The following is a 23,334-nucleotide window of genomic DNA, read 5'->3' as shown; positions in this document are numbered from 1 at the left end:
AGCACGATGGGTCTCACGAGCAGCAAGGTCCTTGCGCTTACGGTCTTTCTGGCCGCGCTCCTCTTCGCCGGGACGGTCTGGCTGTGGCCACGCCTGGCGCGCCGCACCTGGGGATCCGTCGCCGGGCGGGTGGGCCTGCTGTTCGCGACGCAGCTCGCGCTGTTCCTCTCGGCCGGACTGGCCGTCAACCAGGCGTTCGGGTTCTACGCCTCGTGGGACGACCTCCTCGGGCGGGAGCAGGGCCAGGGCGTGGTGGCCGACCTCGGAACGGTCGGCACCCGGGGGCCACTGCAGGTGCTCGGCACGCGGGTCGTGAACGTGCCGGGCGGCTCACGGCCCAGAGTCGGCGGCCAGATCCAGAAGGTCGACATCGTCGGGAAGCGCTCGCACATCGCCACCTCCGCGTACGTCTATCTGCCGCCCGAATACTTCAAGGGCCGCCACCGGACCCGTACGTTCCCCGCCTCGGTCGTCCTGACCGGCTACCCCGGCACCGCCGAGGCGCTCATCAAGGGACTGCACTACCCGACCACCGCCCACGAGCAGGCCAAGGCGGGCGCCATGCGGCCGATGATCCTGGTGATGATGCGCCCGACCGTGGCGCCTCCGCGGGACACGGAGTGCGTGGACGTGCCGAACGGCCCGCAGACGGAGACGTTCTTCGCCCGGGACCTGCCCAAGATCATCTCGGCGCACTACAGGGTCACCGAGCGGCCGGGCGGCTGGGGCATCGTGGGCGACTCCACGGGCGGCTACTGCGCCCTGAAGCTCGCCGTGCACCATCCCCGTGTCTACGGCGCGGGGGCGGGCCTGTCCGCGTACTACAAGTCGCCGACCGATCCCACCACGGGCGACCTGTTCCACGGCGACGAGGCGCTGGAGCGGCACGCCGACCTGATGTGGACCCTGCGACACGGGAAGCCGCCCGCCACGTCGTTGCTGGTCACCACGAGCAAGCACGGCGAGAGCAACTACGGGAACACGATGAGGTTCATCCGCGAGGTGAAGCCGCCCACCGGGATCTCGTCGATCGTCCTGGACAGCGGCGGCCACAACTTCAACACCTGGCGCCGCGAGATCCCGGCCACGCTGGTGTGGCTGAGCGCGCGCATCACGGCGTAGGGGCGCCGACGGCATCGGGGCCTCACGCTGCGGGGCTCACGCGGCCTCAGGCCCCCGTCACCGTCTCCAGTTCGACCTCCGCGCGCGGGATGTCCCGGGCGTCGGCCGCCGTGGAGCGGCGCAGCGCCTCGTGCAGCCGCGCCGGAGTGAGGACGCCGAGGAAGCGCCCCTCGCTGTGCTCGTCGATGACGGCGATCCAGCCCGCGTCGTGCTGGAGCATCGTGGCGAACGCCTGCTTGAGGGAGGCGCCGACGGGCAGCCACGCCTCCATGCGGCGGGCGTGCTCGCGGACCGTGCCGCTCTGTACGCGCGCGTGCTCCGCGGAGATCCAGCCGTGCAGGTTGTTGTCGCCGTCGAGGACCACCGCCCAGGGGGCGTCGAGCTTCGCCGGCAGCGGGTCGTCGAGATGCACGACCGGCGGCTGCTCCAGGTCGCTCTCCTCGATGGGCGTGACGGACAGGCGCTTGAGGCCGCGGTCCGCGCCGACGAAGTCGGCCACGTACTCGTTCGCGGGCGCGCCCAGGACGGTCGACGGGGTGTCGAACTGCTCGATCCGGCCCTGCCCGTACACGGCGATCCGGTCGCCGAGCCGGACGGCCTCCTCGATGTCGTGCGTGACGAACAGGACCGTCTTGCGCACGGCCTGCTGGAGGCGCAGGAACTCGTTCTGCAGGTGTTCGCGCACGACGGGGTCGACCGCGCCGAACGGCTCGTCCATCAGGAGTACGGGCGGATCCGCCGCCAGCGCCCTCGCCACACCGACGCGTTGGCGCTGACCGCCGGAGAGCTGGTCGGGGTAGCGGTCGCCGAAGGTGCGCGGGTCGAGGCCGACGAGGTCGAGGAGTTCGGCGGCGCGCTCGCGGGCCTTGGCGCGCTTGACGCCGAGGAGGTGCGGGACGGTCGCCGTGTTGTCGAGGACCGTCTTGTGCGGGAAGAGGCCGACCTGCTGGATCACATAGCCGATGCGGCGCCGGAGTTGGACCGGGTCGATGCCGGATATGTCGTCGCCGTCGAGAAGTATCCGGCCTTCGCTCGGTTCGATGAGCCGGTTGACCATCTTCATCGTGGTGGTCTTGCCGCAGCCCGACGGGCCGACGAGCGTGACGAGTTCCCCCTCGTTCACCTCGAAGGACAGGTCGTCGACGGCCGTTGTCCCGTCGGCGTAGCGCTTGGTGACGTGCTCGAACCGGATCATGGGTCCCCATTGTGCCGGGCAGCCGCCGCCTGTGGGCGGCCGCTGTGTGAAGGCAATGTTGCGTCGTGAAGCGGGGTCTCGGCGATTGTCAGTGGCGGGGGCTAGGGTCGTCGGCAGTCGGAATCAGGCGCTCGCGCGAGCGGTTTCAAGACATATGTACGGGGATTCGGGGGAGGTGGGGCGGGTGAGCAGTCCCAATTGCATGGTGGCCAATGAGTGGGTGTGCGGGGAATACCTGCGCACCCGCAGGCAGGAGCTGGTCGACGCGGTCGTCCAGCACATCGGCATCACGGCCGCTTCCGTCGTGATCGGCGTACTGATCGCCTTCCCGCTGGCCCTCCTCGCCCGGCGCCGGCGCGCCTTCGCGGGCCCGGTGCTCGGGCTGACGACGGTGCTCTACACGATCCCGTCGCTGGCCATGTTCTCGCTGCTGCTCCCGCTGTTCGGGCTCTCCGCCTCGCTCGTGATCACCGGACTCGTCCTCTACACGCTGACGATCCTGGTGCGGAACTTCCTGGCGGGCCTCCAGGCCGTGCCGGACGAGGCGTCAGAAGCGGCCCGGGGCATGGGGTACGGGCCGGTCCGGCTGCTGTGGGAGGTCGAACTGCCGCTGGCGCTGCCCGCGATACTCGCGGGCGTGCGGATCGCCACGGTCTCCACGGTCGCGCTGACGACGGTCGGCGCGATCGTCGACTACGGCGGCCTGGGCACGCTGATCATGGACGGTCTCGACAGCGACTTCAAGGCCCAGGTGCTCACGGCGTCCGTGCTGTGCGTGCTCCTCGCCATGGGCGCCGATCTGCTGCTGCTCGGCCTCCAGCGGTGGCTGACCCCCTGGACCCGCGTCGCGTCCGGCGCGTCCCGCATACGCAGACGCACGGACCGCTCCGGCAGTCCGGACCGGGAGGGTGGCGGCTCCGGCGATCCGGAGCGACGTACGAAGAAGGCGGCGCAGGCGGCATGAGTGCGATATCGGGGGCCTACGACTGGCTGACGACGGGGTCCAACTGGCAGGGCGACAAGGGGGTGTGGCACCGCCTGGCCGAGCATCTGTACTTCAGCGGCGTCACCCTCGCCGTGTCCTGCCTGATCGCGCTGCCGCTCGCGCTGTGGCTCGGGCACATCGGCAAGGGCGGCGGACTCGCGGTCAACATCTCGAACGCGGGCCGCGCGGTGCCCACGCTCGCGGTGCTCGTCCTGCTCACGCTGACGCCGCTGGGCCGGCACGGGGACCTGCCGACGTTCATCGCGCTCGTGCTCTTCGCGGTGCCGCCGCTGCTGACCAACGCCTACATCGGGATGCGTGACGTCGACCGGGCCGTCGTGGAGGCGGCGCGGGGGATGGGGATGAGCGGGGGGCAGGTGTTCCGGCGCGTCGAGCTCCCGCTGGCGTACCCGATGGTCATGACCGGGATCCGGCTGGCGGCGGTGCAGGTGATCGCCACGGCGACGCTCGCCGCGATGGCGGGCAAGGGCGGGCTCGGGCGGATCATCACGGCCGGGTTCAACCTCCAGGACACCCCTCAGGTGGTCGCCGGCGCGGTCTTGGTGGCGTTGCTCGCACTGCTCGTGGAGGGTGTCCTGGCCGGTGCGGGGCGGGTGCTGAATCCGATGAAGGGCCGCTCCGGCGCGGCGGGCTGAATCCCGGCGGGTGCGGCGCGGCGGGCTGAACCCCGACGGGCGCCCCGGCGGGCGGGACGCCAACTTGATATCTCGTTACGGCTTTTCGATCATTCCGGCTTTCGATTGGGTGGACAACCATGAACAGCAGAACGCGACGGATCGCCGTGGCGGCGGTCGCCGTCGGTGCGCTCACCACCGGGCTCACCGCGTGCGGCGGGGACAGCCTGGAGGGCGGCAAGAGCGACAAGGCCGGCTCGGGCTCGGCCGGAAGCGGCAAGAAGGGCACGGTCGTCGTCGGCGCCGCCGGGTTCACCGAGTCGAAGGTGATGGCGGAGCTCTACAAGCAGGTTCTCGCCGACGCCGGATACTCCGCCTCGGTCAAGACCGTCGAGAACCGCGAGATCTACGAGCCGCAGCTCGCCAAGGGCGCGATCGACGTCGTCCCCGAATACGCGGCGACGCTCGCGGAATTCCTCAATCTCAAGAAGAACGGCGCGGACGCCAAGCCCGTCGCCTCAAGTGATCTTGATGCGACGGTCACCGCACTGCGCGGACTCGCCGGACCCGAGGGACTGACCGTGCTCGACGCCGGAGAGGCCGTCGACCAGAACGCCTTCGCGGTGAGCGCGGATTACGCGAAGCAGCACAGCCTCAAGACCCTTTCGGACCTCGGCAAGTCCGGCCAGAAGGTCAAGATCGCGGCCGGTGACGAATGCGAGAAGCGGCCCTTCTGCGCCCCGGGTCTCGAGAAGACGTACGGCATCAAGGTCAGCGGGATCGACCCCAAGGGAGTCGGCACCACGCAGGCCAAGCAGGCCGTCAAGAACGGTGAGGACCAGCTGGTCCTGACGACCACCACGGACGCCACGCTGAAGAACTTCGGCCTGGTGCTCCTGGAGGACGACAAGAAGCTCCAGAACGCGGACAACATCGTTCCGGTCGTGAACACCAAGGACGCGGGCGACAAGGAGATAGCCGCCGCACTCGGGAAGCTGACCAAGACGCTGACGACCGCCGATCTCGTCGATCTCAACCGGAAGGTCGACGCGGAACGCCAGAAGGAAGCCGATGTGGCCAAGGAGTATCTCCAGTCGAAGGGCCTTCTGAAGAACTGAACGGTCCGCGGAGGAGCTGATCGGCAAAGGCGCCGAGTTCAGGGGTGAAGGGGAGTGGCGGGACAGAAGACGACGGGATTTTGGCTGCCGGGGCACCACGATTCGCCTACGCGCGGTAAGTTTCTGGCCATGCCACGTGGACGTCACCGCCATTCCCCACCCCTGCACAGGCTGCTTCCCCCCTCGGCGATCGCAGGCGTCCCGCTCGTCTGCGCGGCCGGCGCCTGGCTGACCGCGGAGCCCTTCGTGCTGCGCGGCCTGGCCGGTGCCGCCGCCTGCGCCGCCGTGGTGGGCGCGGTCGTCATGCGCCGCTGGGACCGGCTCGCGGGCAAGCGCGTCGCCGATCTGAACCGGTCGCGGGCGAGCGACGAGTGGCACCACGACGAGCGGGTCGCCGAACTCGAGACCGACCTCGAGGAGTCGCGTGAGCTGCGCTTCAAGATGGAGGCGAAGCTGCGCGCCAAGCGCACGGAGCTGGCGGCCCTGCGCAACGAGCACGCGGCTCTGCTGCGGCGCTACGCGACCGCGGAGACGGAGCGGGCCACCGCCCTGGAAGGCCGCAGGCAGCTCGCGATAGAGGCCTCGGCCCCGGCGCGTGCGCTGCCCGCGGCCGTCTCCCCGGCACCCGGCGCCGAGCTGGTCCCGGCGCAGCGCGCCACGTCGGCCGGCGCGCCGGTGACGTCCCCGGTGCTCTATCTGCGGGCCAACGCCGCACTGGACCACATGGCCCGCGCCGCGAACCCTCCGCGGGGCGCAGGCCCGAAGGCCGGGGCACCCGAGGGCGGTGAGCCGCAGGGGAAGCCCGAGGCGGCCCGCGCACAGGAGCACGAGCACGTGGCCGCCCTGCCGTCCGGCGTCTCCGGTCACTTCACCGTCCCGGCCGCGGCGGCGGTCGTGCCGCCCGCGGCGGTGCGGCGGCCCCTGGTCGAGGGCGGATTCGACTTCTTCGGTACGAAGGGCGTGGCGCCCGCGGCCCTGGAGGCCGTGCAGAACACGGACCTCGCGGACGTCGTCGGCGAGGAGGCGCTCGCGCTCCACAAGGCGGACACGGAGGCCGAGTTCAAGCAGGCCGACGCCACGACCACGGGCGAGGGCGTCAGCCAGGTCATCGACCTGACCGCGCACGACGAGACGGAACAGATCGACGTGGCGGAGCTGCGATCGGCGATGCGGGCGTAAGTCCCGGCGGCCGGGACGTGGTTTCCGGCGGCGGGGACGGCAGCACGTACGACGTAAATGGGGCGGGCCCCGGTGTGTCACACACCGGGGCCCGCCCCGTCGTCATGCCGTCGCCCTCACGAAGCCATCCAGCGGTCCGGCCGTGCCACCTTCCGTCCCGTCCGTGAGCGGTCGGCCTGGGCGCGCAGGAGTTCCGCCGCCTCCCCGGCATCCCGCAGCCGGGCCGTCACCGTCTTGTCGGCGCCCGTGTCCACATGGACGTCGGCCACGCCCCGGAACCGCTCCCAGGGCCCTTGTGTGAGCCGTACACTCTGCACCTTCGCGTGGGGCACCAGCGCGAGCCGCCGCCGCACAAGGCCGTGCCGGGTCGCGAACACGGCGTCGGTCGTCGCGAGCCCGTTGCCCCGCCACCACACGGGCATGCACCACGCCGAGCGCTTCGGCGGCCGGGTGAACGCCTCCGCACCGGGCACCGTCACCCCCGGAAGCACCCGCTCCACCACGCCCTGGGCGACCTCGCGCGGCGCGACCGGCACGAGCACGGAGTTCGACGAGCCGGCCACGGCCAGTTCCACGCGCACCCAGCCGCGCCGCCGCCACAGCAGCGGCTCCACGATCCGAACGGTCTGCACCCGCCCGGGCGGCACCGTCTCGTGGTCGCGGTCGAGGAGACCGTGGTCGATGCGCAGGCCGTCCGGCGACTCGCCCACCGTCCAGTCGTACTCCTTGATGAAGCGGCCCACGCTGTTCGTGCCGGCGCCGCCCACGAGCGGGATGGCCACCGCGAGCACCGTCCACGGGTTGTGGGTGGCGAACCACAGCAGCGCTGGCACGACGAACGCGGCGAGCAGCATCGCCCAGGGACCGCCGGTGAGCAGGAGCGCGACGGCGAGCATGCGGGGCGGCACGTGCAGGATCTGCTCGGCCGGTGCCTCGCCGACGTCCCGCACGGTCTCGGGCGCGAACCCGGCGGCGCGGGCGAGCAGTTCGGCGCGCAGTTCGCGGGCCTCCCGCTCGCCGAGATAGGCGAGTTCGTCCTTCTTGTCCGTGCCGACGACGTCCAGTTTGAGCTTGGCGACGCCCACGAAGCGGGCGAGCAGCGGCTGGGTGACGTCCACGGCCTGGATCCGGTCGAGCCGGATGTGGGCGGTGCGGCGGAACAACAGGCCCGTACGGATGCGCAGTTCGGTGTCCGTGACGGAGAAGTGTGTGAACCACCAGGTCAGGAACCCGTAGAGGGCGGCGGCCGGGATCAGTACGGCGAGGCCGACGAGGAGAGTGGTCGAGGTGAGCTGGGCGAGCCGGCGCTGCGCCTCGTTCAGGTCGTGGACCGCCCAGCCGAGGACGATCGCGACGGGCGCCCAGGCGCGGCGCAGCGGGGTGACCGGGTGCAGGCGCCGCTCCGGCGCCTCGGCGGTCGCGGCCCGGTCCCGTACGCCCTCGTGGACGTCCGGGGCCGTCACAGCCCCGCCGATCGGGCCTCGCCGAGTTCGGTGAGCCGGTCGCGCAGGCGCTCGGCCTCGGCGGGCGTCAGGCCGGGGATCGTGGCGTCGGTCGCCGCGGCCGCCGTGTGCAGCTGAAGGCTCGCGAGCCCGAACTTCCGCTCGAGCGGCCCGGACGTGACCTCGACGAGCTGCATGCGCCCGTACGGCACGATCGTTTCCTCACGCCACAGGACGCCCCGGCTGATCAGCAGGTCGTCGGCGCGCTCGGCGTAGCGCCACGAACGCCAGTTGCGCCCGAGCATCGGCCATCCCCACAGCAGCCCGGCGAGCGGCAGCAGCGCGAACGCCGCCCATACGCCGCCGGCGAACGCCCCGAGCAGCACCCCCACCGCCACCGTCAGCGGCACCAGCCACAGCACGAGCAGCAGCCTGCGCACCTTCAGCAGTCCCCTGGGAAGCCCGGTCCACACCGGCTCCGCCCCGGATCCCGCCCTCGGAGCCGCCGTCCCCTCAGTCCCCGTTTCCATGCACCCACCCTACGTACGAGACACTGTTCCCATGACGCCCACGACGGAGACGACGGTCGGCATCGGCGGCGCCGCCGAGACCACCGACATGGTGCTCAACATCGGCCCGCAGCACCCGTCCACGCACGGGGTGCTGCGCCTGCGCCTCGTCCTCGACGGCGAGCGCATCCAGCAGGCCGAGCCGGTCATCGGCTACATGCACCGCGGCGCGGAGAAGCTCTTCGAGGCCCGCGACTACCGGCAGATCGTGATGCTGGCCAACCGCCACGACTGGCTCTCCGCCTTCTCGAGCGAACTCGGGGTCGTCCTCGCCGTCGAGCGGATGCTCGGCATGGAGGTCCCTGAGCGCGCGGTGTGGCTGCGCACCCTGCTCGCGGAGCTGAACCGGGTCCTCAACCATCTGATGTTCCTTGGTTCGTACCCGCTCGAACTGGGCGGAATCACCCCGGTGTTCTATGCCTTCCGGGAGCGCGAGGAACTCCAGAGCGTCATGGAGGAGATGTCCGGCGGCCGCATGCACTACATGTTCAACCGCGTCGGCGGCCTCAAGGAGGACGTCCCGGCCGGCTGGACCACCCGCGCACGCGCGGCGGTCGCCTCGGTCCGCTCGCGCATGGACGTGTACGACGACCTGGTCCTCGGCAACGAGATCTTCCGCGGCCGCACGCGCGACGTGGGCGTGCTGTCCCCGGAGGCGGTGCACTCCTACGGAGTGAGCGGTCCGATCGCCCGAGCCTCCGGAGTCGACTTCGACCTGCGCCGCGACGAGCCGTACCTCGCGTACGGGGAGCTCCAGGACACCCTGAAGGTCGTCACGCGCGGCGAGGGCGACTGCCTGGCCCGCTTCGAGGTCCTGCTGGAGCAGACCCACAACGCCCTGGACCTCGCCGACGCCTGCCTGGACCGGCTCGCCGAGCTGCCGCCCGGCCCCGTCAACCAGCGCCTCCCGAAGGTACTCAAGGCGCCCGAGGGCCACACGTACGCGTGGACCGAGAACCCGCTCGGGATCAACGGCTACTACCTGGTCAGCAAGGGCGAGAAGACGCCGTACCGGCTCAAGCTGCGGTCCGCCTCGTACAACAACATCCAGGCGCTCACCGAGCTGCTGCCCGGCACGCTCGTCTCGGACATGGTGGCGATCCTCGGGTCACTGTTCTTCGTCGTCGGCGACATCGACAAGTAGCAGGTCCCGCGCGCGTACGCCCACCGGCTGCACCAGCCAGCCGAAGTCGCCGAGCCCGCCCGCAGCGGTCAGCTCGGCGGCCTCGCCGGCTCCGGAGAGGGCCCGCACGTAGGCCGCCGGATCGCTGGAAGCGAGCGACAGCGGCGGACGGCCGCCGCTCACCCCGAGGGCGCGCAGGGCCGCGCGCTGCGTGAGGAGCAGGGCGCCCGGGAACGCGCACGCGTCGAGCGCCACATGGGCCGTGATGTCGCACGAGCCGTCCGGCACCGGCGGGGTCTCACGGCCCTCACGGAAGCCCGTGAGCGTCCCGAAGGGCGGCCGGGCATCCCGGGAGTGCGCGTAGTCGACGGCGACCGCCACGCCGCGCTCCAGCGTCCCCGCGGCCTCGGCCCAGGCGGTGTCCCTTGGGAGGCCGATCTCCGCGCGGAGCCCCGGTTCACCGGTGAGCGGCCACCACCGGGCCAGCCAGTCCGCCTCCGGACCGTCCATCACGGGCTCCCCGAGCTCCTCGGTCCCGTCCTGGAGTACGAGGACGTGGCGCGGCTCTCCGCAGGCGTCTGTCCCGACGACGTCCAGGGGGACGTTGTCGAGCCACTCGTTCGCGAAGAGGAGTCCGGTGACCCCCTTCGGGGGGCGTGCGCACCACTCGATGCGGTGGTCGAGGCCGGCGGGACGCTCCGCCCGTTCCACCGCGTACGCGCGCGTGCGGGCCGCCACGTCGGCGGGCAGCGCCCCCAGGACGCCCGTCACCAGCTCGCCGCGGCCCGCGCCCATGTCGACGAAGGCCAGCTCCGGCGGGGCCCCGAGCGCCTCGTCCACCCGGCACAGAAGCCGCGCGACGGCCCCGGCGAACAACGGCGACGCATGCACCGACGTGCGGAAATGCCCCGCGGGCCCCTCGGGCCTGCGATAGAAGCCGCAGGGCCCGTACAGCGCCTCCTCCGTCGCCTCGCGCCACCCACGCCCCGCACTCCACAGCTCGTTCGTCACAGGGAAAGGCTAGGTGCGGAGAAGGGGGCGGCCTCCACCTTGGGGAGTACGCCGGTGGCACTCGGATCGAACCTCCGGTTGACCCCTGCACACTGCACGCTTCTTTACGCTGGGTTACGTGCAGCGCCTCTACGACTTCTTCCGCCGGCACCCGACGTGGGTCGACAGCTTCTGGGCCGTCGTTCTCCTCGGGGTCTCCGGCATGAGTCTGGTCGCGGGGCAGCAGGACATGCAGGGCGACGCCCGCCTCCTGGGCATCCCCGTCGTCCTGGCGCTGAGCCTGGCCGTCGCCCTGCGCAGGCGTGTTCCCGAGCGGATGCTGATCCTCATCGCCGTCGTGGGCGTCTTCCAGCTCGTCGCGAACGTCCGCGTGCAGCCGGCCGACTTCGCCATGCTGGTGATCATCTACACCGTGGCGGCGGAGAGCCCGCGCTGGGCGTCCAGATTCGCGCTTGTCGGAGGCCTGTGCGCGGCGCCGCTCTCGCAGCTGCGCTGGCCGATGCACGAGACGAGCAGCGCGGGCAACGTGCTGATCACGGTCTTCCAGATGGTGCCGTTCGCCCTCGCCTGGGTGCTCGGTGACTCCGTCCGCACGCGCCGCGCCTACCTGGCGCAGCTGGAGGAGCGTGCCGCCCGTCTGGAGACGGAGCGCGAGGCCCAGTCGAAGGTCGCGGTCGCCGCCGAGCGGGCCCGGATCGCACGCGAACTGCACGACGTCGTCGCGCACAACGTGTCGGTGATGGTGGTGCAGGCGGACGGCGCCGCGTACGTGATGGACACCGCTCCGGAGCAGGCCAGGAAGGCCCTGGAGACGATCTCCGGGACCGGCCGGCAGGCGCTCGCCGAGATGCGGCGCCTCCTCGGAGTGCTGCGCACCGGTGAGCACCAGGAGAGCGGCGAGTACGTGCCGCAGCCCGACGTCGAGCAGCTCGACGAGCTGATAGAGCAGGTGCGCACCGCGGGCCTGCCCGTCGACTTCAAGGTCGAGGGCACCCCGCGCCCGCTGCCCAGCGGCGTGGAGCTGACCGCGTACCGCATCGTGCAGGAGGCGCTCACCAACACCCGTAAGCACGGCGGCGAGAACGCGGGCGCGAGCGTCCGCCTCGTCTACTTCGACGACGGCCTCGGTCTGCTCGTCGAGGACGACGGCAAGGGCGCCCCGCACGAGCTGTACGAGGACGGGGGCGCCGACGGCCGCGGGCACGGGCTCATCGGCATGCGGGAGCGCGTCGGTATGGTCGGCGGGACGCTCGACGCGGGACCGCGCCCCGGCGGCGGATTCCGGATCAGCGCGCTGCTGCCGCTCAAGCCCGCCCACTGACGCCGCACACGTATCGAACCCGACCTCGTACACGTACCGAAAGGGCCCCCTTCATGGCGATCCGCGTGATGCTCGTCGACGACCAGGTTCTGCTGCGCACCGGTTTCCGGATGGTGCTCGCCGCCCAGCCGGACATGGAGGTCGTCGCCGAGGCGGGCGACGGGGTCGAGGCCCTGGAGGTGCTGCGCGGCACGGCGGTCGACGTGGTCCTGATGGACGTCCGCATGCCGAAGCTGGACGGCGTGGAGACGACGCGGCGGATCTGCCGGGAGGAGAACCCGCCGAAGGTGCTCATCCTGACGACGTTCGACCTCGACGAGTACGCGTTCTCGGGGCTGAAGGCCGGAGCGTCGGGGTTCATGCTCAAGGACGTGCCGCCCGGCGAGCTGCTCGCCGCGATCCGGGCCGTGCACAGCGGCGACGCGGTGGTCGCGCCGTCGACGACGCGGCGGCTGCTCGACCGCTTCGCGCCGATGCTGCCCAGCTCCGGGAAGGAGCCGCAGCTCGCCGAGCTCGGCCGGCTGACCGAGCGCGAGCGCGAGGTGATGATCCTCGTCGCGCAGGGCCTGTCGAACGGCGAGATCGCCGCCCGGCTCGTCCTGTCGGAGGCGACGGTGAAGACGCACGTGGGCCGCATCCTCACCAAGCTGAACCTGCGCGACCGCGTGCAGGTCGTCGTACTCGCCTACGAGACGGGGCTCGTACGGGCCGGCGGCGGAGGAGCTGCCTGACCGTCCCGAGCGGTCAGCGCAGGACGCCCTCGATGAAGTCGCTGCCGAGGCGCGCGACAGCCGTCAGGTCCAGCTGGTGCTGGACGTAGCGGCCCCGGCGGCGCGTGGTGATCAGGCCCGCCTTCTTGAGCACGGTCAGGTGCCGGGATATCTCCGGCGCCGTCATCCCGTGCGCGTCGGAGAGCTCGCTCGTCGTGTACGCGCCGCGGGCGAGGTGGCGGCACAGGCGCATGCGTACGGGGTGCGCGAGGGCCGTCATCCGGCGCGTGAGCTGCTCGACGGTGGCCGGTGTGGTGAGGCCGGGCGAGCCGACGGGATACGTGATCGCGGGCTGCCATCCGAAGCGGTGCAGCACCATGAGGTGCGGCCAGCCGAGGCTGGTCGGCACGAGAACGAGGCCGCCGTCCTCCGTGGTCGTACGGCCCACGGTGATCTTGTCGACCGTGATCAGGTTCGCCGGCTCGTCGAGCGTGACGACCGACGACACCGCCGTCAGCGCCTCGGCCAGGCCCTTGCGCCTCAGGAGCTCGGTCTTGTGCCGCGCGTCGGCGGCCAGCTGGTGGTGGATGCGGGCCCAGATGTCCGCGAAGAACGCCTCCTCGCAGTCCTCCACGAGCCTTCGGAACCAGGCGCGCACCGCGGGCGGGTCGTCCAGGAGCCGCTGGGTGAACTGGACCTGGGGCAGGCCGCGCGTGGCCGCGAGGTCCAGGGCGCGGCGGTGCATGTCCGGGTCGTCCAGGGGGTTGGCCTCGCGCAGCGCGTAGCTGTTCTGGCAGGTGAACTCCAGTGCCGCGTCGACGAACTGACGGTCGGTCAGTTTGTCGAGGAGGTCGAGCTCCTCGGCGAGGGTGGCGCCGGGCAGGGCGGCCCGGCCCGGGATCCCGGCGAACGGCGCGAACACGTCCGAGAACGTCGTCCGCCACAGGAAGTCCGCCTCGCACAGCCGGTCCGCGAGGCCGGGGTCGAGGCGCGCGGACACCGCCGTCGTCCAGCCCTGGAGCCCCGGGTGGTGCGCGGGCTCGGCCAGCGCGTGCAGCGCCATGCCCAGCTCGGACAGGGGCGAGGGCACGACGCTGATCCGCTCCGGGGCCAGCCCGCTGATGTCGATGCTCACGCTCATGACCCCATGGTGCACGCAGGGTCTGACAACCCGTTCTCGATTGACGTCTCCCGTCAATCGACGTGACCGGGCGGGGCCGCCGGGCGGAGTCTTCTTCAGGCCGGACCGAAGCGGCAAAGAGCAATGAATGTCAAGCAGCGCCAATAAAGCCCTGCAAAACAAATAAAGCTCTCTGAACAGCCGCATTTCTGGTCATGGCGTGACAATGAGAAGACCAGCGAGGGGTACGTCATGAGCGTCAATCAGCAGTACGCACTGGATGTCTACCGCGCCTCCCTGCACGGGGAGCCCGCCCCGCCGGCGCCGGGCGTCCACGACTGGAGCGCCATCCGCGAGCTGCGCGACTACCGCCGCTTCAGCGCGGTCGTCGCCGGCCGCCCGGCGCGCGGCCGGATCCGGGCGGCCCTGGCCCGCCTGATCCACCCGCAGCGCCGCGCGGCGGGCTGCTGACCCGGCCGGCCTCTGACGGACGCAGGCAGGGCGGCGCCGCTCAGGCGTCCCCGTCGGCGGTCTCCGGGGGGATCCGTGCCACGAAGTCCGCGACGGCCGCGCGGACGTCGTCGGCGGTCCATTCGAGCCCGCGGGCGGAGACCGTGACCTCGGTGACCGAAAGACCCGGAGGACCCTGCTCCCACCAGCGCCGGAACAGCGACGTCCGGGTCTGTTCGGCCTGCGTCACCGACGCCTCGTCGAGCCGTTTCGAGGCGTACGGCAGCCAGACCTGGAACTCGTGCGTGTGCGGTACCTCGGGGTGCACCCGCACCCACGGCACCCCGGCCTCGGCGAACCCTGCGCGCAGCGCCTCGGCGACCACGCGCGCGTGGGCCACGTAGTCGGGCACGCGCGGCAGCTCCCGCTCCAGGCCGACCAGGGCCGAGAGCACCGCGGGGAACTGCTGGAAGAGCTGGCCGCCGTAGCGGTGGCGCCAGGTCTTCGCCTCTTCGACGAACGACCGGGGCCCGGCGAGCGCCGCTCCGCTGAGGCCGCCGAGGGTCTTGTAGAACGACACGTACACGCTGTCGGCGAGATCGGCGATCTCGGCCAGGGAGCGCCCGAAGTGGGTGGTGCACTCCCACAGGCGTGCTCCGTCGAAGTGCACGACGGCGTCCCGTTCCCTGGCCGCCTCGGTGACGGCGACCAGCTCGTCCCAGGTGGGCAGGACATAACCGGCGTCCCGGAGCGGCAGTTCGAGCATCAGCGCGCCGAAGGGCTCGGCGAAGTCGCGCACCTCGTCGGCGCTCGGCAGCCGCGGCTCGCTCGTCGGGTGGACGGTCCGCAGGCCGCTCACGGCGCCGAAGGCACCGCGCTCGTGCCGCTCCGGGTGTGCCATCGGGTGCAGGGCGACGGTCGGGTTGCCCGTACGGCCCGCCCAGCAGCGCAGCGCGACCTGCTGCGCCATCGTGCCGGTGGGGAAGTAGGCCGCCGCCTCCGTGCCGAGGAGCCCCGCGACGCGTTCCTCCAGGTCGGCGACGATGCCGTCGCCGTACAGATCGCTGGTCTGGCCCGGGTCGGCGACCGACCACGCGGCCTCCGTGAGGGCCGTCAGGCGCTCACCGATGGTGGCGTCGAGGCCGTGCACGCCCAGGATCCGCTCCGCGCCCCGCACAGCCGCGGCGCGGCGGGCCCGCGCCTTCGTCGCGTCGTCCTCTGCGGTGTTCTCCCGCTCTTCGCTCTCCGTCATCCACCGATCATGTCGTACGCGCGTGCGGTTGCCCACAGCCTGTGGACGGACCGGAGCCGGCGGAGCAGATCGCGTTAACATGACGAGAAATCGTCCGGTACCCCGAGCGGACTGGAACGGAAGGCCGTCGTCCTGTGAACGCACCTCCTCGACCCGAACCCACCGACCCCAGGGACCGCCCCGCCCGGCTGACCGTCGGAGTGGTCGGCGCGGGCCGTGTCGGCCCCGCCCTCGCGGCCTCTCTGGCCCTGGCGGGACACCGCCCGGTCGCCGTCTCCGCGGTATCCGAGGGATCCGTGCGCCGGGCCGCCCTCATGCTGCCCGATGTCCCCGTCGTGACGCCCGCCGAGGTCCTCGTGCGGGCCGAACTCGTGCTCCTCACGGTGCCCGACGACGCGCTGCCCGGCCTCGTGGAAGGGCTCGTCGAGACCGGTTCCGTGCGCCCGGGACAGCTGATCGTGCACACCTCGGGGCGCTACGGCACCAAGCTGCTCGATCCCGCACTGCGGGCCGGCGCCCTGCCGCTCGCGCTGCACCCCGCGATGACGTTCACCGGCACCCCCGTAGATGTACAGCGGCTGGCCGGCTGCTCCTTCGGCGTGACCGCGCCCGAGGAGCTGCGGCTCGCAGCGGAGGCGCTCGTCATCGAGATGGGCGGCGAGCCCGAGTGGATCCGTGAGGAGTCGCGCCCGCTGTACCACGCGGCGCTCGCCCTCGGCGCGAACCACCTGGTCACGCTGGTCGCCGAGTCCATGGAACTGCTGCGGGCCGCGGGCGTCGAGGCCCCCGACCGGATGCTCGGCCCGCTGCTCGGCGCGGCCCTCGACAACGCCCTCAGGTCCGGCGACGCCGCGCTCACCGGGCCCGTCGCGCGCGGGGACGCGGGCACGGTCGCCGCCCATGTCACCGAGCTGCGCAAGCACGCGCCCCAGACCGTCGCCGGGTATCTGGCGATGGCCCGCGCCACCGCCGACCGTGCCCTCGCGCACGGCCTGCTCAAGCCCGAACTCGCCGAGGACCTCCTGGGGGTTCTGGCCGACGGCGCCGAGGGAGACCAGCGATGACCACCGTGCTGCACACCGCCGATGAGCTCCGCACGCGCGCGCGTGCGGGCCGCCGCGCCGTCGTCATGACCATGGGCGCCCTGCACGACGGCCACGCCGAACTGATCCGCACGGCGCGCTCGATCGCCGGCGCCGACGGCGAAGTGGTGACGACGGTCTTCGTGAACCCGCTCCAGTTCGGCGCGGGCGAGGACCTCGACCGCTATCCGCGCACCCTCGACTCCGACGTCAAGATCGCCGAACAGGCGGGCGCCGACGTCGTGTTCGCGCCCTCCGTGGACGAGGTCTACCCCGGCGGCGAGCCCCAGGTCCGCGTCACCGCGGGCCCCATGGGGGAGCGCCTCGAAGGCGCCTCGCGGCCCGGCCACTTCGACGGCATGCTCACCGTCGTCGCCAAGCTGCTCCACCTGACCGCGGCCGACATCGCGCTGTTCGGGCAGAAGGACGCCCAGCAGCTCGCTCTGATCCGCCGCATGGTGCGCGACCTGAACTTCGCCGTCGAGATCGTCGGCGTGCCCACCGTGCGCGAGCACGACGGCCTGGCCCTCTCCAGCCGCAACCGCTACCTCTCCGCCGAGGAGCGGCGCACCGCGCTCGCCCTCTCCCAGGCGCTCTTCGCCGGCCGCGACCGGCACGCCGCCCAGGAGGCCCTGCGCGCGCGTGCCCACGAAGCGCCCTCCACGCACGCGCGTGCCGACGCCCTGAACGCGATAGGCGAGGCCCGTGCCGCCGCCGACGCGCACGCCGTCGCGAAGGCCTCGCCCGGCGGCCCCGAAGCCGTCCGCGCCGCGGCCCGCCAGGTCCTCGACGAGGCCGCCCGCGTCCGGCCGCCGCTCACGCTCGACTACCTCGCTCTCGTCGACCCGGCCGACTTCACGGACGTGCAGCGCGGCCACATCGGAGAGGCCGTGCTCGCCGTCGCCGCCAGGGTCGGCTCGACGCGGCTGATCGACAACATCCCCTTGACCTTCGGAGCTCCCGTATGAGTGCCACAGGGACCACAGTCACCGGCACGGCGACCGGCATACGCCTGCACGCGCCCGCGCCCGGCTGGTCCGTCTCCGCCGACGTCGTGGTCGTCGGATCCGGCGTCGCCGGTCTCACCGCGGCCCTGCGCTGCCAGGCGGCAGGACTGCGGACCGTCGTCGTCACCAAGGCCCGCCTCGACGACGGCTCCACGCGCTGGGCGCAGGGCGGCATCGCGGCGGCACTCGGCGAGGGCGACACCCCCGAGCAGCACCTCGACGACACGCTCGTCGCGGGCGTGGGCCTGTGCGACGAGGAGGCTGTCCGCACCCTCGTCACGGAGGGCCCCGACGCCGTACGCCGCCTCATCGCGACCGGCGCCCACTTCGACGAGTCGGCGGACGGCGACATCGCGCTCACCCGTGAGGGCGGCCACCACCGCCGCCGCATCGCGCACGCGGGCGGCGACGCCACCGGCGCCGAGATCTCCCGCGCCCTCGTCGAGGCGGTACGCGCGCGGGGCATCAGGACCGTCGAGAACGCCCTGGTCCTCGATCTCCTCACGGACGACGACGGCCGCACGGCGGGCGTCTCCCTGCACGTCATGGGAGAGGGCCAGCACGACGGTGTGGGCGCCGCGCTCGCGCCCGCCGTGGTCCTCGCCACCGGCGGCATGGGCCAGGTCTTCTCGGCGACCACGAACCCGCACGTCTCCACCGGCGACGGCGTCGCGCTCGCCCTGCGCGCGGGCGCCGAGGTCTCCGACCTGGAGTTCGTGCAGTTCCACCCGACGGTGCTCTTCCTCGGCGCGGACGCGGAGGGCCAGCAGCCGCTGGTCTCCGAGGCCGTACGGGGAGAGGGCGCCCACCTCGTCGACGCCGACGGGGTGCGCTTCATGGCCGGCCAGCACGAACTGGCCGAGCTCGCCCCGCGCGACATCGTCGCCAAGGGCATCACGCGCCGCATGCAGGAGCAGGGCGCCGAGCACATGTACCTGGACGCCCGGCACTTCGGCGCCGAGATGTGGGAGAACCGGTTCCCCACGATCCTCGCCGCCTGCCGCTCCCACGGCATCGACCCGGTCACCGAGCCCATCCCCGTGGCCCCCGCCGCCCACTACGCCTCCGGAGGCGTCCGCACGGACCTCCTGGGCCGCACGACGGTCCCCGGCCTGTACGCGTGCGGAGAGGTCGCCTGCACCGGCGTCCACGGCGCGAACCGGCTCGCTTCCAACTCCCTCCTGGAGGGCCTGGTCTACGCCGAGCGCATCGCGGACGACATCGCCGCGAGCCACCGGGAAAACGGCCTCCACGCGCGCGTGCCCGCGCCCGTCCCGCACCCGGAGACCCCGACCCACCCCCTGATGCCGCCCGAGGCACGGTTCGCCATCCAGCGCGTCATGACGCAGGGCGCGGGCGTGCTGCGCTCCGCCGACTCCCTCGCCGAAGCCGCCGCGGGACTCGGCCGCATCCACGCCGAGGCGGCGGGCGCCCTCGCGGAGAACGGCAAGACCGCGGAGCCCGGCGTCGACACCTGGGAGGCCACCAACCTCCTGTGCGTCGCCCGCGTCCTCGTCGCCGCGGCCCGCCGCCGCGAGGAGACCCGCGGCTGCCACTGGCGGGAGGACCACGCCGAGCGCGACGACGCACAATGGCGCCGCCACATCGTCGTACGGCTGAATCCCGACCGGACGCTGGCCGCGCACACCACGCCCACCGCAGAATTCCCCCCGACCCGCCCCGAGCGCCGTACACACCAGCAGGAGCAGTGAGAGACGTGAGTACCCCCGACCTCCCCCTCGCCGAGAGCGGCGGCTGCGGCGACGGCTGCGGCTGCGGCGGAGCCGACGCCGACATGATGGAGTGCGGCCTCGACCCCGCCCTCGCCCAGCTCCTGGCCGACGCGGGGCTCGACCCCGTGGAGGTCGAGGACATCGCGCACATGGCCATCGCCGAAGACCTCGACATGGCTTCCGGCGGCGTGGACGTCACCACGGTCGCCACCATCCCCGAGGACGCCGTCGCCACCGCCGACTTCACCGCCCGTGAGGACGGCGTCGTGGCGGGCCTGCGTGTCGCAGAGGCCGTGCTCTCCGTGGTCTGCACCGACGAGTTCGAGGTCGAGCGGCACGTGGAGGACGGCGACCGGATCACCGCCGGGCAGAAGCTCCTCAGCGTCACCACCCTCACCCGCGACCTGCTGACCGCCGAGCGCAGCGCCCTCAACATCCTGTGCCGCCTGTCCGGCATCGCGACCGCCACGCGCGCGTGGGCGGACGCGCTGGAGGGGACGACGGCGAAGGTCCGTGACACCCGCAAGACGACGCCCGGCCTGCGCTCCCTGGAGAAGTTCGCCGTCCGCACGGGCGGCGGCGTCAACCACCGCATGTCGCTCTCGGACGCGGCCCTGGTCAAGGACAACCACGTGGTCGCCGCCGGCGGCGTCGCACAGGCCTTCAAGGCCGTACGGGAGTCCTTCCCGGGCCTCGCCGTCGAGGTCGAGGTCGACACCCTGGACCAGCTGCGCGAGGTCGTGGAGGCGGGCGCCGACCTGATCCTCCTGGACAACTTCACGCCGGCCGAGACCCAGGAGGCCGTCGCGGTCGTCGCCGGCCGCGCCCTCCTGGAGTCCTCGGGCCGGCTGACCCTGGCGAACGCGCGCGAGTACGCCGCGACGGGCGTCGACTTCCTCGCCGTGGGCGCCCTGACCCACTCGTCGCCGATCCTGGACATCGGCCTCGACCTGCGCGCGGCGGAGTAGCGCCATGCTGCTCACCATCGACGTAGGCAACACGCACACGGTCCTCGGCCTGTTCGACGGGGAGGAGATCGTCGAGCACTGGCGCATCTCCACCGACGCCCGCCGCACGGCCGACGAACTCGCCGTGCTTCTCCAGGGCCTGATGGGCATGCACCCGCTGCTCGGCGACGAGCTCGGCGACGGCATCGACGGCATCGCCATCTGTTCGACCGTCCCCTCGGTCCTGCACGAACTGCGCGAGGTCACCCGCCGCTACTACGGCGACGTCCCCGCCGTCCTGGTCGAACCCGGCATCAAGACCGGCGTCCCGATCCTCATGGACAACCCCAAGGAGGTCGGCGCCGACCGCATCATCAACGCGGTGGCGGCGGTCGAGCTCTACGGGGGGCCCGCCATCGTCGTCGACTTCGGCACGGCGACCACCTTCGACGCGGTCTCCGCGCGCGGGGAGTACGCCGGCGGCGTCATCGCCCCCGGCATCGAGATCTCCGTGGAGGCCCTGGGCGTCAAGGGCGCCCAGCTCCGCAAGATCGAGATCGCCCGCCCGCGCAGCGTCATCGGCAAGAACACCGTCGAAGCCATGCAGTCCGGCATCCTGTACGGCTTCGCGGGCCAGGTCGACGGCGTCGTGACCCGCATGGCGCGTGAACTCGCCGACGACCCGGACGACGTGACGGTCATCGCCACCGGGGGCCTTGCGCCCATGGTGCTCGGTGAGGCCGCGGTGATCGACGAGCACGAGCCGTGGCTCACCCTGATCGGCCTGCGCCTGGTCTACGAGCGGAACATCTCCCGCTCCTGACGCCCCTTTCGGCGGCGCGCTCTTTCGGCGGCGCCCCAACTGCCCCTTCGCGTACGGACTTTCGACAAGGCGTGCGCGAAGGGCGCAACCGTTCGTACGCTTCGCTCGTCTCCGCAGAGACGGGGCACGAGTCGGCATGCGATGGACGTGGGGCGAAATGTGGCGTAAGGGCAGAGAGTTGGCGGCTGCGACGGCGGCGATCGCGCTGACCGGGGTCGGTCTCACCGGTGCCACGGCCTGGGCCGCGGACCCCACGCCTCCCACACAGTCCTACGCCGTCATCACGGCGCCCGTACAGATAGCCGTCCCGGCGTCGGGTACGTCCATCGCCCCCGATGTGAGCTACAGCTTCGCCGACGACGGCGTGGAGGGGCTCCCGCTGCCGGAGAACGCCAAGCTGGTGATCGACGCGAGCGGCCTCGAGGGCATCGCCACGATCAAGGCCAAGAACGACCAGTGCACGGGGGTCGGCGCCGTCGTCACGTGCCTGGACAACGGCAATCTGCACGGCCCGTTCGAGCCCTTCACGCTCAGCGCGGTCGCCGGCACGAAGCCCGGCGACACCGGAACGCTGCGCTACGAGGTCACCGCGGACAAGGCCACCCCCGACACCGAGACCTCCAAGGTCGTCGTCGGCTCCCCGAAGATCCAGGTCGCCGCGCTGCCCGCCAGGTCCGGCCTGACACCAGGCCAGTCCGTCGGCTACCCCGTGGTCCTGCGCAACACCGGCAACCTGCCCACGGAACAGATCACCGTCCGCCTCACCGGCAGCCCGGGCGTCACGTTCGCGGGGAAGCACACCAACTGCCTGTACCTGCCGGGCGACTTCGGCAGGGACGACGCCGACGTGACCTGCGTGTTCAAGACGGCGATCGCCCCGGGTGAAACGGTTGGATTCTCCAACCCGCTCGAAGGGTCCCTGGGCAAGGACGCCTTCCACACCTGGACCGACATCACCGCCGAGGCCGTCCCGGCCTCCTCCGGTACGGACACCGGCGGCACCCCCGGCAAGGGCGCCGCGCTCACCCTGACCCCCGCCACGGGCACGGACTTCGCCGACACCCGCCGCGTGACGTATGACGCCGACAACGCCGCGGACTTCCTGGCGGTCGGCGCCGTCCTCGTCCCCGGCAAGAAGGGCTCCACCCACCCGCTCGCCTTCGGCCTGCGCAACGCGGGCCCCGCCGTGGTCGCCCACCCCGACAGCAAGCCCGTGGCCTACGCCGAGGTGACGCTCCCCAAGGGGGTCGTCGCCAAGAGCGTGCGCGTCGACGAGGAGCCCGACGACCAGGCGAGCGGCGACTGCTACACGTACACCGGCGGCAAGACCTCACCCTTCGAGCCGGGCCACCGCCGCTATCTCTGCCCGGACACCGTCTCCGAGGAGAGCGGAGACGGCCAGATGTACCGCTTCCAGGTCAGTTACGAGAAGGACCTCGCCGCCGGCGCCGCCCGTGGCACGGTCACCGTGCGCCCCGGGGACGGGATCGTCCTGAACGACCCGGACCAGTCGAACGACGAGGCGGCGATCACTGTCGGTGAGGCGTCCTCCTCCCCGTCGCCGTCCCCGTCGGCCTCGGGTGGCGCCGCGACCCCCTCGCCCTCCGCTTCCGCCACGGTCTCCGTGACGTCGGGCGGCTCGGGGACCTCGGGCACGTCCGGGTCTATGGCGGCGACGGGTGCCGGGTTCCTGCCGTGGCTGGCGGCGGCCGCTGCCGCGGCGCTCGGCGTGGGCGCGATCGTGTTCGCCATGTCGCGGCGCCGGGCCGAGTGACCTGGGTGCCCAGGGGCGGCTGACCGCACCCGGAGCCACGCCGCAAATTGGCGGTTAAGCGGATTTTGTCCGTTGTACTGCGTATCGTCGGTCCATGCCCACGCCCTACGGAAACCGCGGCGGCATGGCGTTCGGCGCTGAAGAGCTGCGTGTGCTCCGACGCGCCCTTGCCCTTGCCCTTCACCCGAGTCCTGTCTCCGCCGAGGACATCCAGGACTGCCTCCGGCTCGCCGAGTCGGTCGACGAGGCAGCCGACGAAGGCGCCCGTATCCGCGCCTTCCTGCTGGCCGACCTCGCCCGCTACCGGGCCGCCCTGCCCGGCACCGCCACCGGCTACCTGAAGCTGCTCGACGAGTCGCTCGCGGCGGGCTACCAGCCCGGCGCCGACGACCTCGCCGCCCTGCGCGCCCTGCGCGACAGCCCCTCCGCCGCCACCCTCCTCGAACGCTGCCGCACGATCACCGAGCGCGACGTGCGGGCCAGGCTCGAGGGCCGGGCGTCCGTGCGCGGGGAAGTGCGCGTGGTGCAGCCCCGCGTACCGGCCTCCCGCACCCGGCTGCATGCCCTGCCCGGGGGTCTCGCCGCCGCCGGGAAGCCGGCATCCGACCCCAGGCCCCCGGCGAACCCCCCGGCCCCACCGCGCCCCATGCCCACCCCGGCCGAGGTCTTCCCGCCCAAGCGCCGCCCCGCTCCCCCCGCGGCCCCGCCGCAGGAGCTCGCCGTCGGATAGCTACTC

Annotated in this window: 22 protein-coding genes; 16 read left to right on the top strand and 6 right to left on the bottom strand. The window is 72.3% G+C overall.

Annotation, left to right across the window (positions count from 1 at the left end; genetic code table 11):
• Positions 1–6: 6 nt before the first annotated feature.
• Positions 7–1,122 carry an alpha/beta hydrolase gene (locus tag ACWIGU_RS08450; RefSeq protein ID WP_454398775.1) on the top strand — a complete coding sequence of 372 codons (1,116 nt, stop codon included), beginning with the start codon at positions 7–9 and terminating at the stop codon, positions 1,120–1,122.
• Between the two features lie 46 nt (positions 1,123–1,168).
• On the opposite strand, the gene ACWIGU_RS08445 is transcribed toward ACWIGU_RS08450, so the two are convergent.
• On the bottom strand, positions 1,169–2,317 hold the full coding sequence (locus tag ACWIGU_RS08445; protein WP_356286840.1) for an ABC transporter ATP-binding protein: 1,149 nt from the start codon (positions 2,315–2,317) through the stop codon (positions 1,169–1,171).
• Between the two features lie 184 nt (positions 2,318–2,501).
• Here ACWIGU_RS08445 and ACWIGU_RS08440 point away from each other — a divergent pair, with 184 nt between their 5' ends.
• The 4 genes from ACWIGU_RS08440 to ACWIGU_RS08425 all read left to right on the top strand — a co-directional run bounded on the left by ACWIGU_RS08440 (position 2,502) and on the right by ACWIGU_RS08425 (position 6,234).
• Positions 2,502–3,281 carry an ABC transporter permease gene (locus ACWIGU_RS08440; RefSeq protein ID WP_454398773.1) on the top strand — a complete coding sequence of 260 codons (780 nt, stop codon included), beginning with the start codon at positions 2,502–2,504 and terminating at the stop codon, positions 3,279–3,281.
• On the top strand, positions 3,278–3,958 hold the full coding sequence (locus ACWIGU_RS08435; RefSeq protein ID WP_454398771.1) for an ABC transporter permease: 681 nt from the start codon (positions 3,278–3,280) through the stop codon (positions 3,956–3,958). Before ACWIGU_RS08440 ends, ACWIGU_RS08435 begins: the two co-directional genes overlap by 4 nt.
• Positions 3,959–4,077: 119 nt before the next feature.
• The gene (locus tag ACWIGU_RS08430; RefSeq protein WP_454398769.1) at positions 4,078–5,055 is read left to right on the top strand and encodes an ABC transporter substrate-binding protein; all 978 of its coding nucleotides are present in this window, start codon (positions 4,078–4,080) and stop codon (positions 5,053–5,055) included.
• 129 nt (positions 5,056–5,184) lie between these two features.
• Entirely contained in the window at positions 5,185–6,234 is a 1,050-nt protein-coding gene (locus ACWIGU_RS08425) for a hypothetical protein (protein ID WP_454398767.1), read from the top strand.
• A 116-nt stretch (positions 6,235–6,350) separates the two neighbouring features.
• Here ACWIGU_RS08425 and ACWIGU_RS08420 read toward each other — a convergent pair whose 3' ends face one another.
• Together ACWIGU_RS08420 and ACWIGU_RS08415 are read right to left on the bottom strand one after the other, a co-directional pair.
• The gene (locus tag ACWIGU_RS08420) at positions 6,351–7,697 is read right to left on the bottom strand and encodes a PH domain-containing protein (RefSeq protein ID WP_454398765.1); all 1,347 of its coding nucleotides are present in this window, start codon (positions 7,695–7,697) and stop codon (positions 6,351–6,353) included.
• Positions 7,694–8,206, bottom strand: a complete 513-nt coding sequence (locus ACWIGU_RS08415) for a PH domain-containing protein (RefSeq protein ID WP_454398763.1) — start codon at positions 8,204–8,206, stop codon at positions 7,694–7,696. Before ACWIGU_RS08415 ends, ACWIGU_RS08420 begins: the two co-directional genes overlap by 4 nt.
• Positions 8,207–8,237: 31 nt before the next feature.
• On the opposite strand from ACWIGU_RS08415, the gene ACWIGU_RS08410 reads away from it, so the two are divergent.
• Positions 8,238–9,389: an NADH-quinone oxidoreductase subunit D gene (locus ACWIGU_RS08410; RefSeq protein ID WP_454398761.1), complete on the top strand. Its 1,152-nt coding sequence runs from the start codon at positions 8,238–8,240 to the stop codon at positions 9,387–9,389.
• On the opposite strand, the gene ACWIGU_RS08405 is transcribed toward ACWIGU_RS08410, so the two are convergent.
• A complete protein-coding gene (locus ACWIGU_RS08405) occupies positions 9,354–10,379 on the bottom strand; it encodes an SAM-dependent methyltransferase (protein ID WP_454398759.1) in 1,026 nt (341 codons plus the stop codon). The two genes, ACWIGU_RS08410 and ACWIGU_RS08405, sit on opposite strands and share 36 nt — an antisense overlap.
• Before the next feature lie 118 nt (positions 10,380–10,497).
• Here ACWIGU_RS08405 and ACWIGU_RS08400 point away from each other — a divergent pair, with 118 nt between their 5' ends.
• On the top strand, positions 10,498–11,700 hold the full coding sequence (locus ACWIGU_RS08400; RefSeq protein ID WP_454398757.1) for a sensor histidine kinase: 1,203 nt from the start codon (positions 10,498–10,500) through the stop codon (positions 11,698–11,700).
• 53 nt (positions 11,701–11,753) lie between these two features.
• Complete coding sequence (locus ACWIGU_RS08395; RefSeq protein ID WP_454398755.1) at positions 11,754–12,431, top strand: response regulator; 678 nt, start codon at positions 11,754–11,756, stop codon at positions 12,429–12,431.
• Between the two features lie 13 nt (positions 12,432–12,444).
• On the opposite strand, the gene ACWIGU_RS08390 is transcribed toward ACWIGU_RS08395, so the two are convergent.
• Entirely contained in the window at positions 12,445–13,551 is a 1,107-nt protein-coding gene (locus ACWIGU_RS08390; RefSeq protein WP_356286809.1) for a DUF5937 family protein, read from the bottom strand.
• Between the two features lie 231 nt (positions 13,552–13,782).
• On the opposite strand from ACWIGU_RS08390, the gene ACWIGU_RS08385 reads away from it, so the two are divergent.
• Positions 13,783–14,001, top strand: coding sequence for a hypothetical protein (locus tag ACWIGU_RS08385; protein ID WP_454398753.1), 219 nt, complete (start codon positions 13,783–13,785; stop codon positions 13,999–14,001).
• 40 nt (positions 14,002–14,041) lie between these two features.
• On the opposite strand, the gene ACWIGU_RS08380 is transcribed toward ACWIGU_RS08385, so the two are convergent.
• Positions 14,042–15,232 (bottom strand): threonine aldolase family protein, encoded by a 1,191-nt coding sequence (locus ACWIGU_RS08380; RefSeq protein ID WP_454398751.1) that lies wholly within the window; start codon positions 15,230–15,232, stop codon positions 14,042–14,044.
• Between the two features lie 134 nt (positions 15,233–15,366).
• On the opposite strand from ACWIGU_RS08380, the gene ACWIGU_RS08375 reads away from it, so the two are divergent.
• The 7 genes from ACWIGU_RS08375 to ACWIGU_RS08345 all read left to right on the top strand — a co-directional run bounded on the left by ACWIGU_RS08375 (position 15,367) and on the right by ACWIGU_RS08345 (position 23,328).
• Positions 15,367–16,296: a Rossmann-like and DUF2520 domain-containing protein gene (locus ACWIGU_RS08375; RefSeq protein WP_454398749.1), complete on the top strand. Its 930-nt coding sequence runs from the start codon at positions 15,367–15,369 to the stop codon at positions 16,294–16,296.
• Positions 16,293–17,282 carry a pantoate--beta-alanine ligase gene (gene panC, locus ACWIGU_RS08370; protein WP_454398747.1) on the top strand — a complete coding sequence of 330 codons (990 nt, stop codon included), beginning with the start codon at positions 16,293–16,295 and terminating at the stop codon, positions 17,280–17,282. The genes ACWIGU_RS08375 and panC overlap by 4 nt, the downstream gene beginning before the upstream one ends.
• Positions 17,279–19,033: an L-aspartate oxidase gene (locus ACWIGU_RS08365; RefSeq protein WP_454398746.1), complete on the top strand. Its 1,755-nt coding sequence runs from the start codon at positions 17,279–17,281 to the stop codon at positions 19,031–19,033. Before panC ends, ACWIGU_RS08365 begins: the two co-directional genes overlap by 4 nt.
• A 5-nt stretch (positions 19,034–19,038) precedes the next feature.
• Positions 19,039–20,022 (top strand): carboxylating nicotinate-nucleotide diphosphorylase, encoded by a 984-nt coding sequence (gene nadC, locus ACWIGU_RS08360; protein ID WP_454398744.1) that lies wholly within the window; start codon positions 19,039–19,041, stop codon positions 20,020–20,022.
• 4 nt (positions 20,023–20,026) lie between these two features.
• Complete coding sequence (locus tag ACWIGU_RS08355; RefSeq protein ID WP_375986166.1) at positions 20,027–20,824, top strand: type III pantothenate kinase; 798 nt, start codon at positions 20,027–20,029, stop codon at positions 20,822–20,824.
• A 178-nt stretch (positions 20,825–21,002) separates the two neighbouring features.
• Positions 21,003–22,598, top strand: coding sequence for a hypothetical protein (locus ACWIGU_RS08350; protein WP_454398742.1), 1,596 nt, complete (start codon positions 21,003–21,005; stop codon positions 22,596–22,598).
• Positions 22,599–22,692: 94 nt separating this feature from the next.
• Positions 22,693–23,328 carry a hypothetical protein gene (locus tag ACWIGU_RS08345; RefSeq protein WP_454398740.1) on the top strand — a complete coding sequence of 212 codons (636 nt, stop codon included), beginning with the start codon at positions 22,693–22,695 and terminating at the stop codon, positions 23,326–23,328.
• Positions 23,329–23,334 lie beyond the last annotated feature (6 nt).

The sequence above is a fragment of the Streptomyces sp. NPDC055400 genome, from assembly GCF_053644375.1.
Note: the sequence above shows the minus strand (reverse complement) of the source record. Positions and strands in the feature narration are given on the sequence as shown.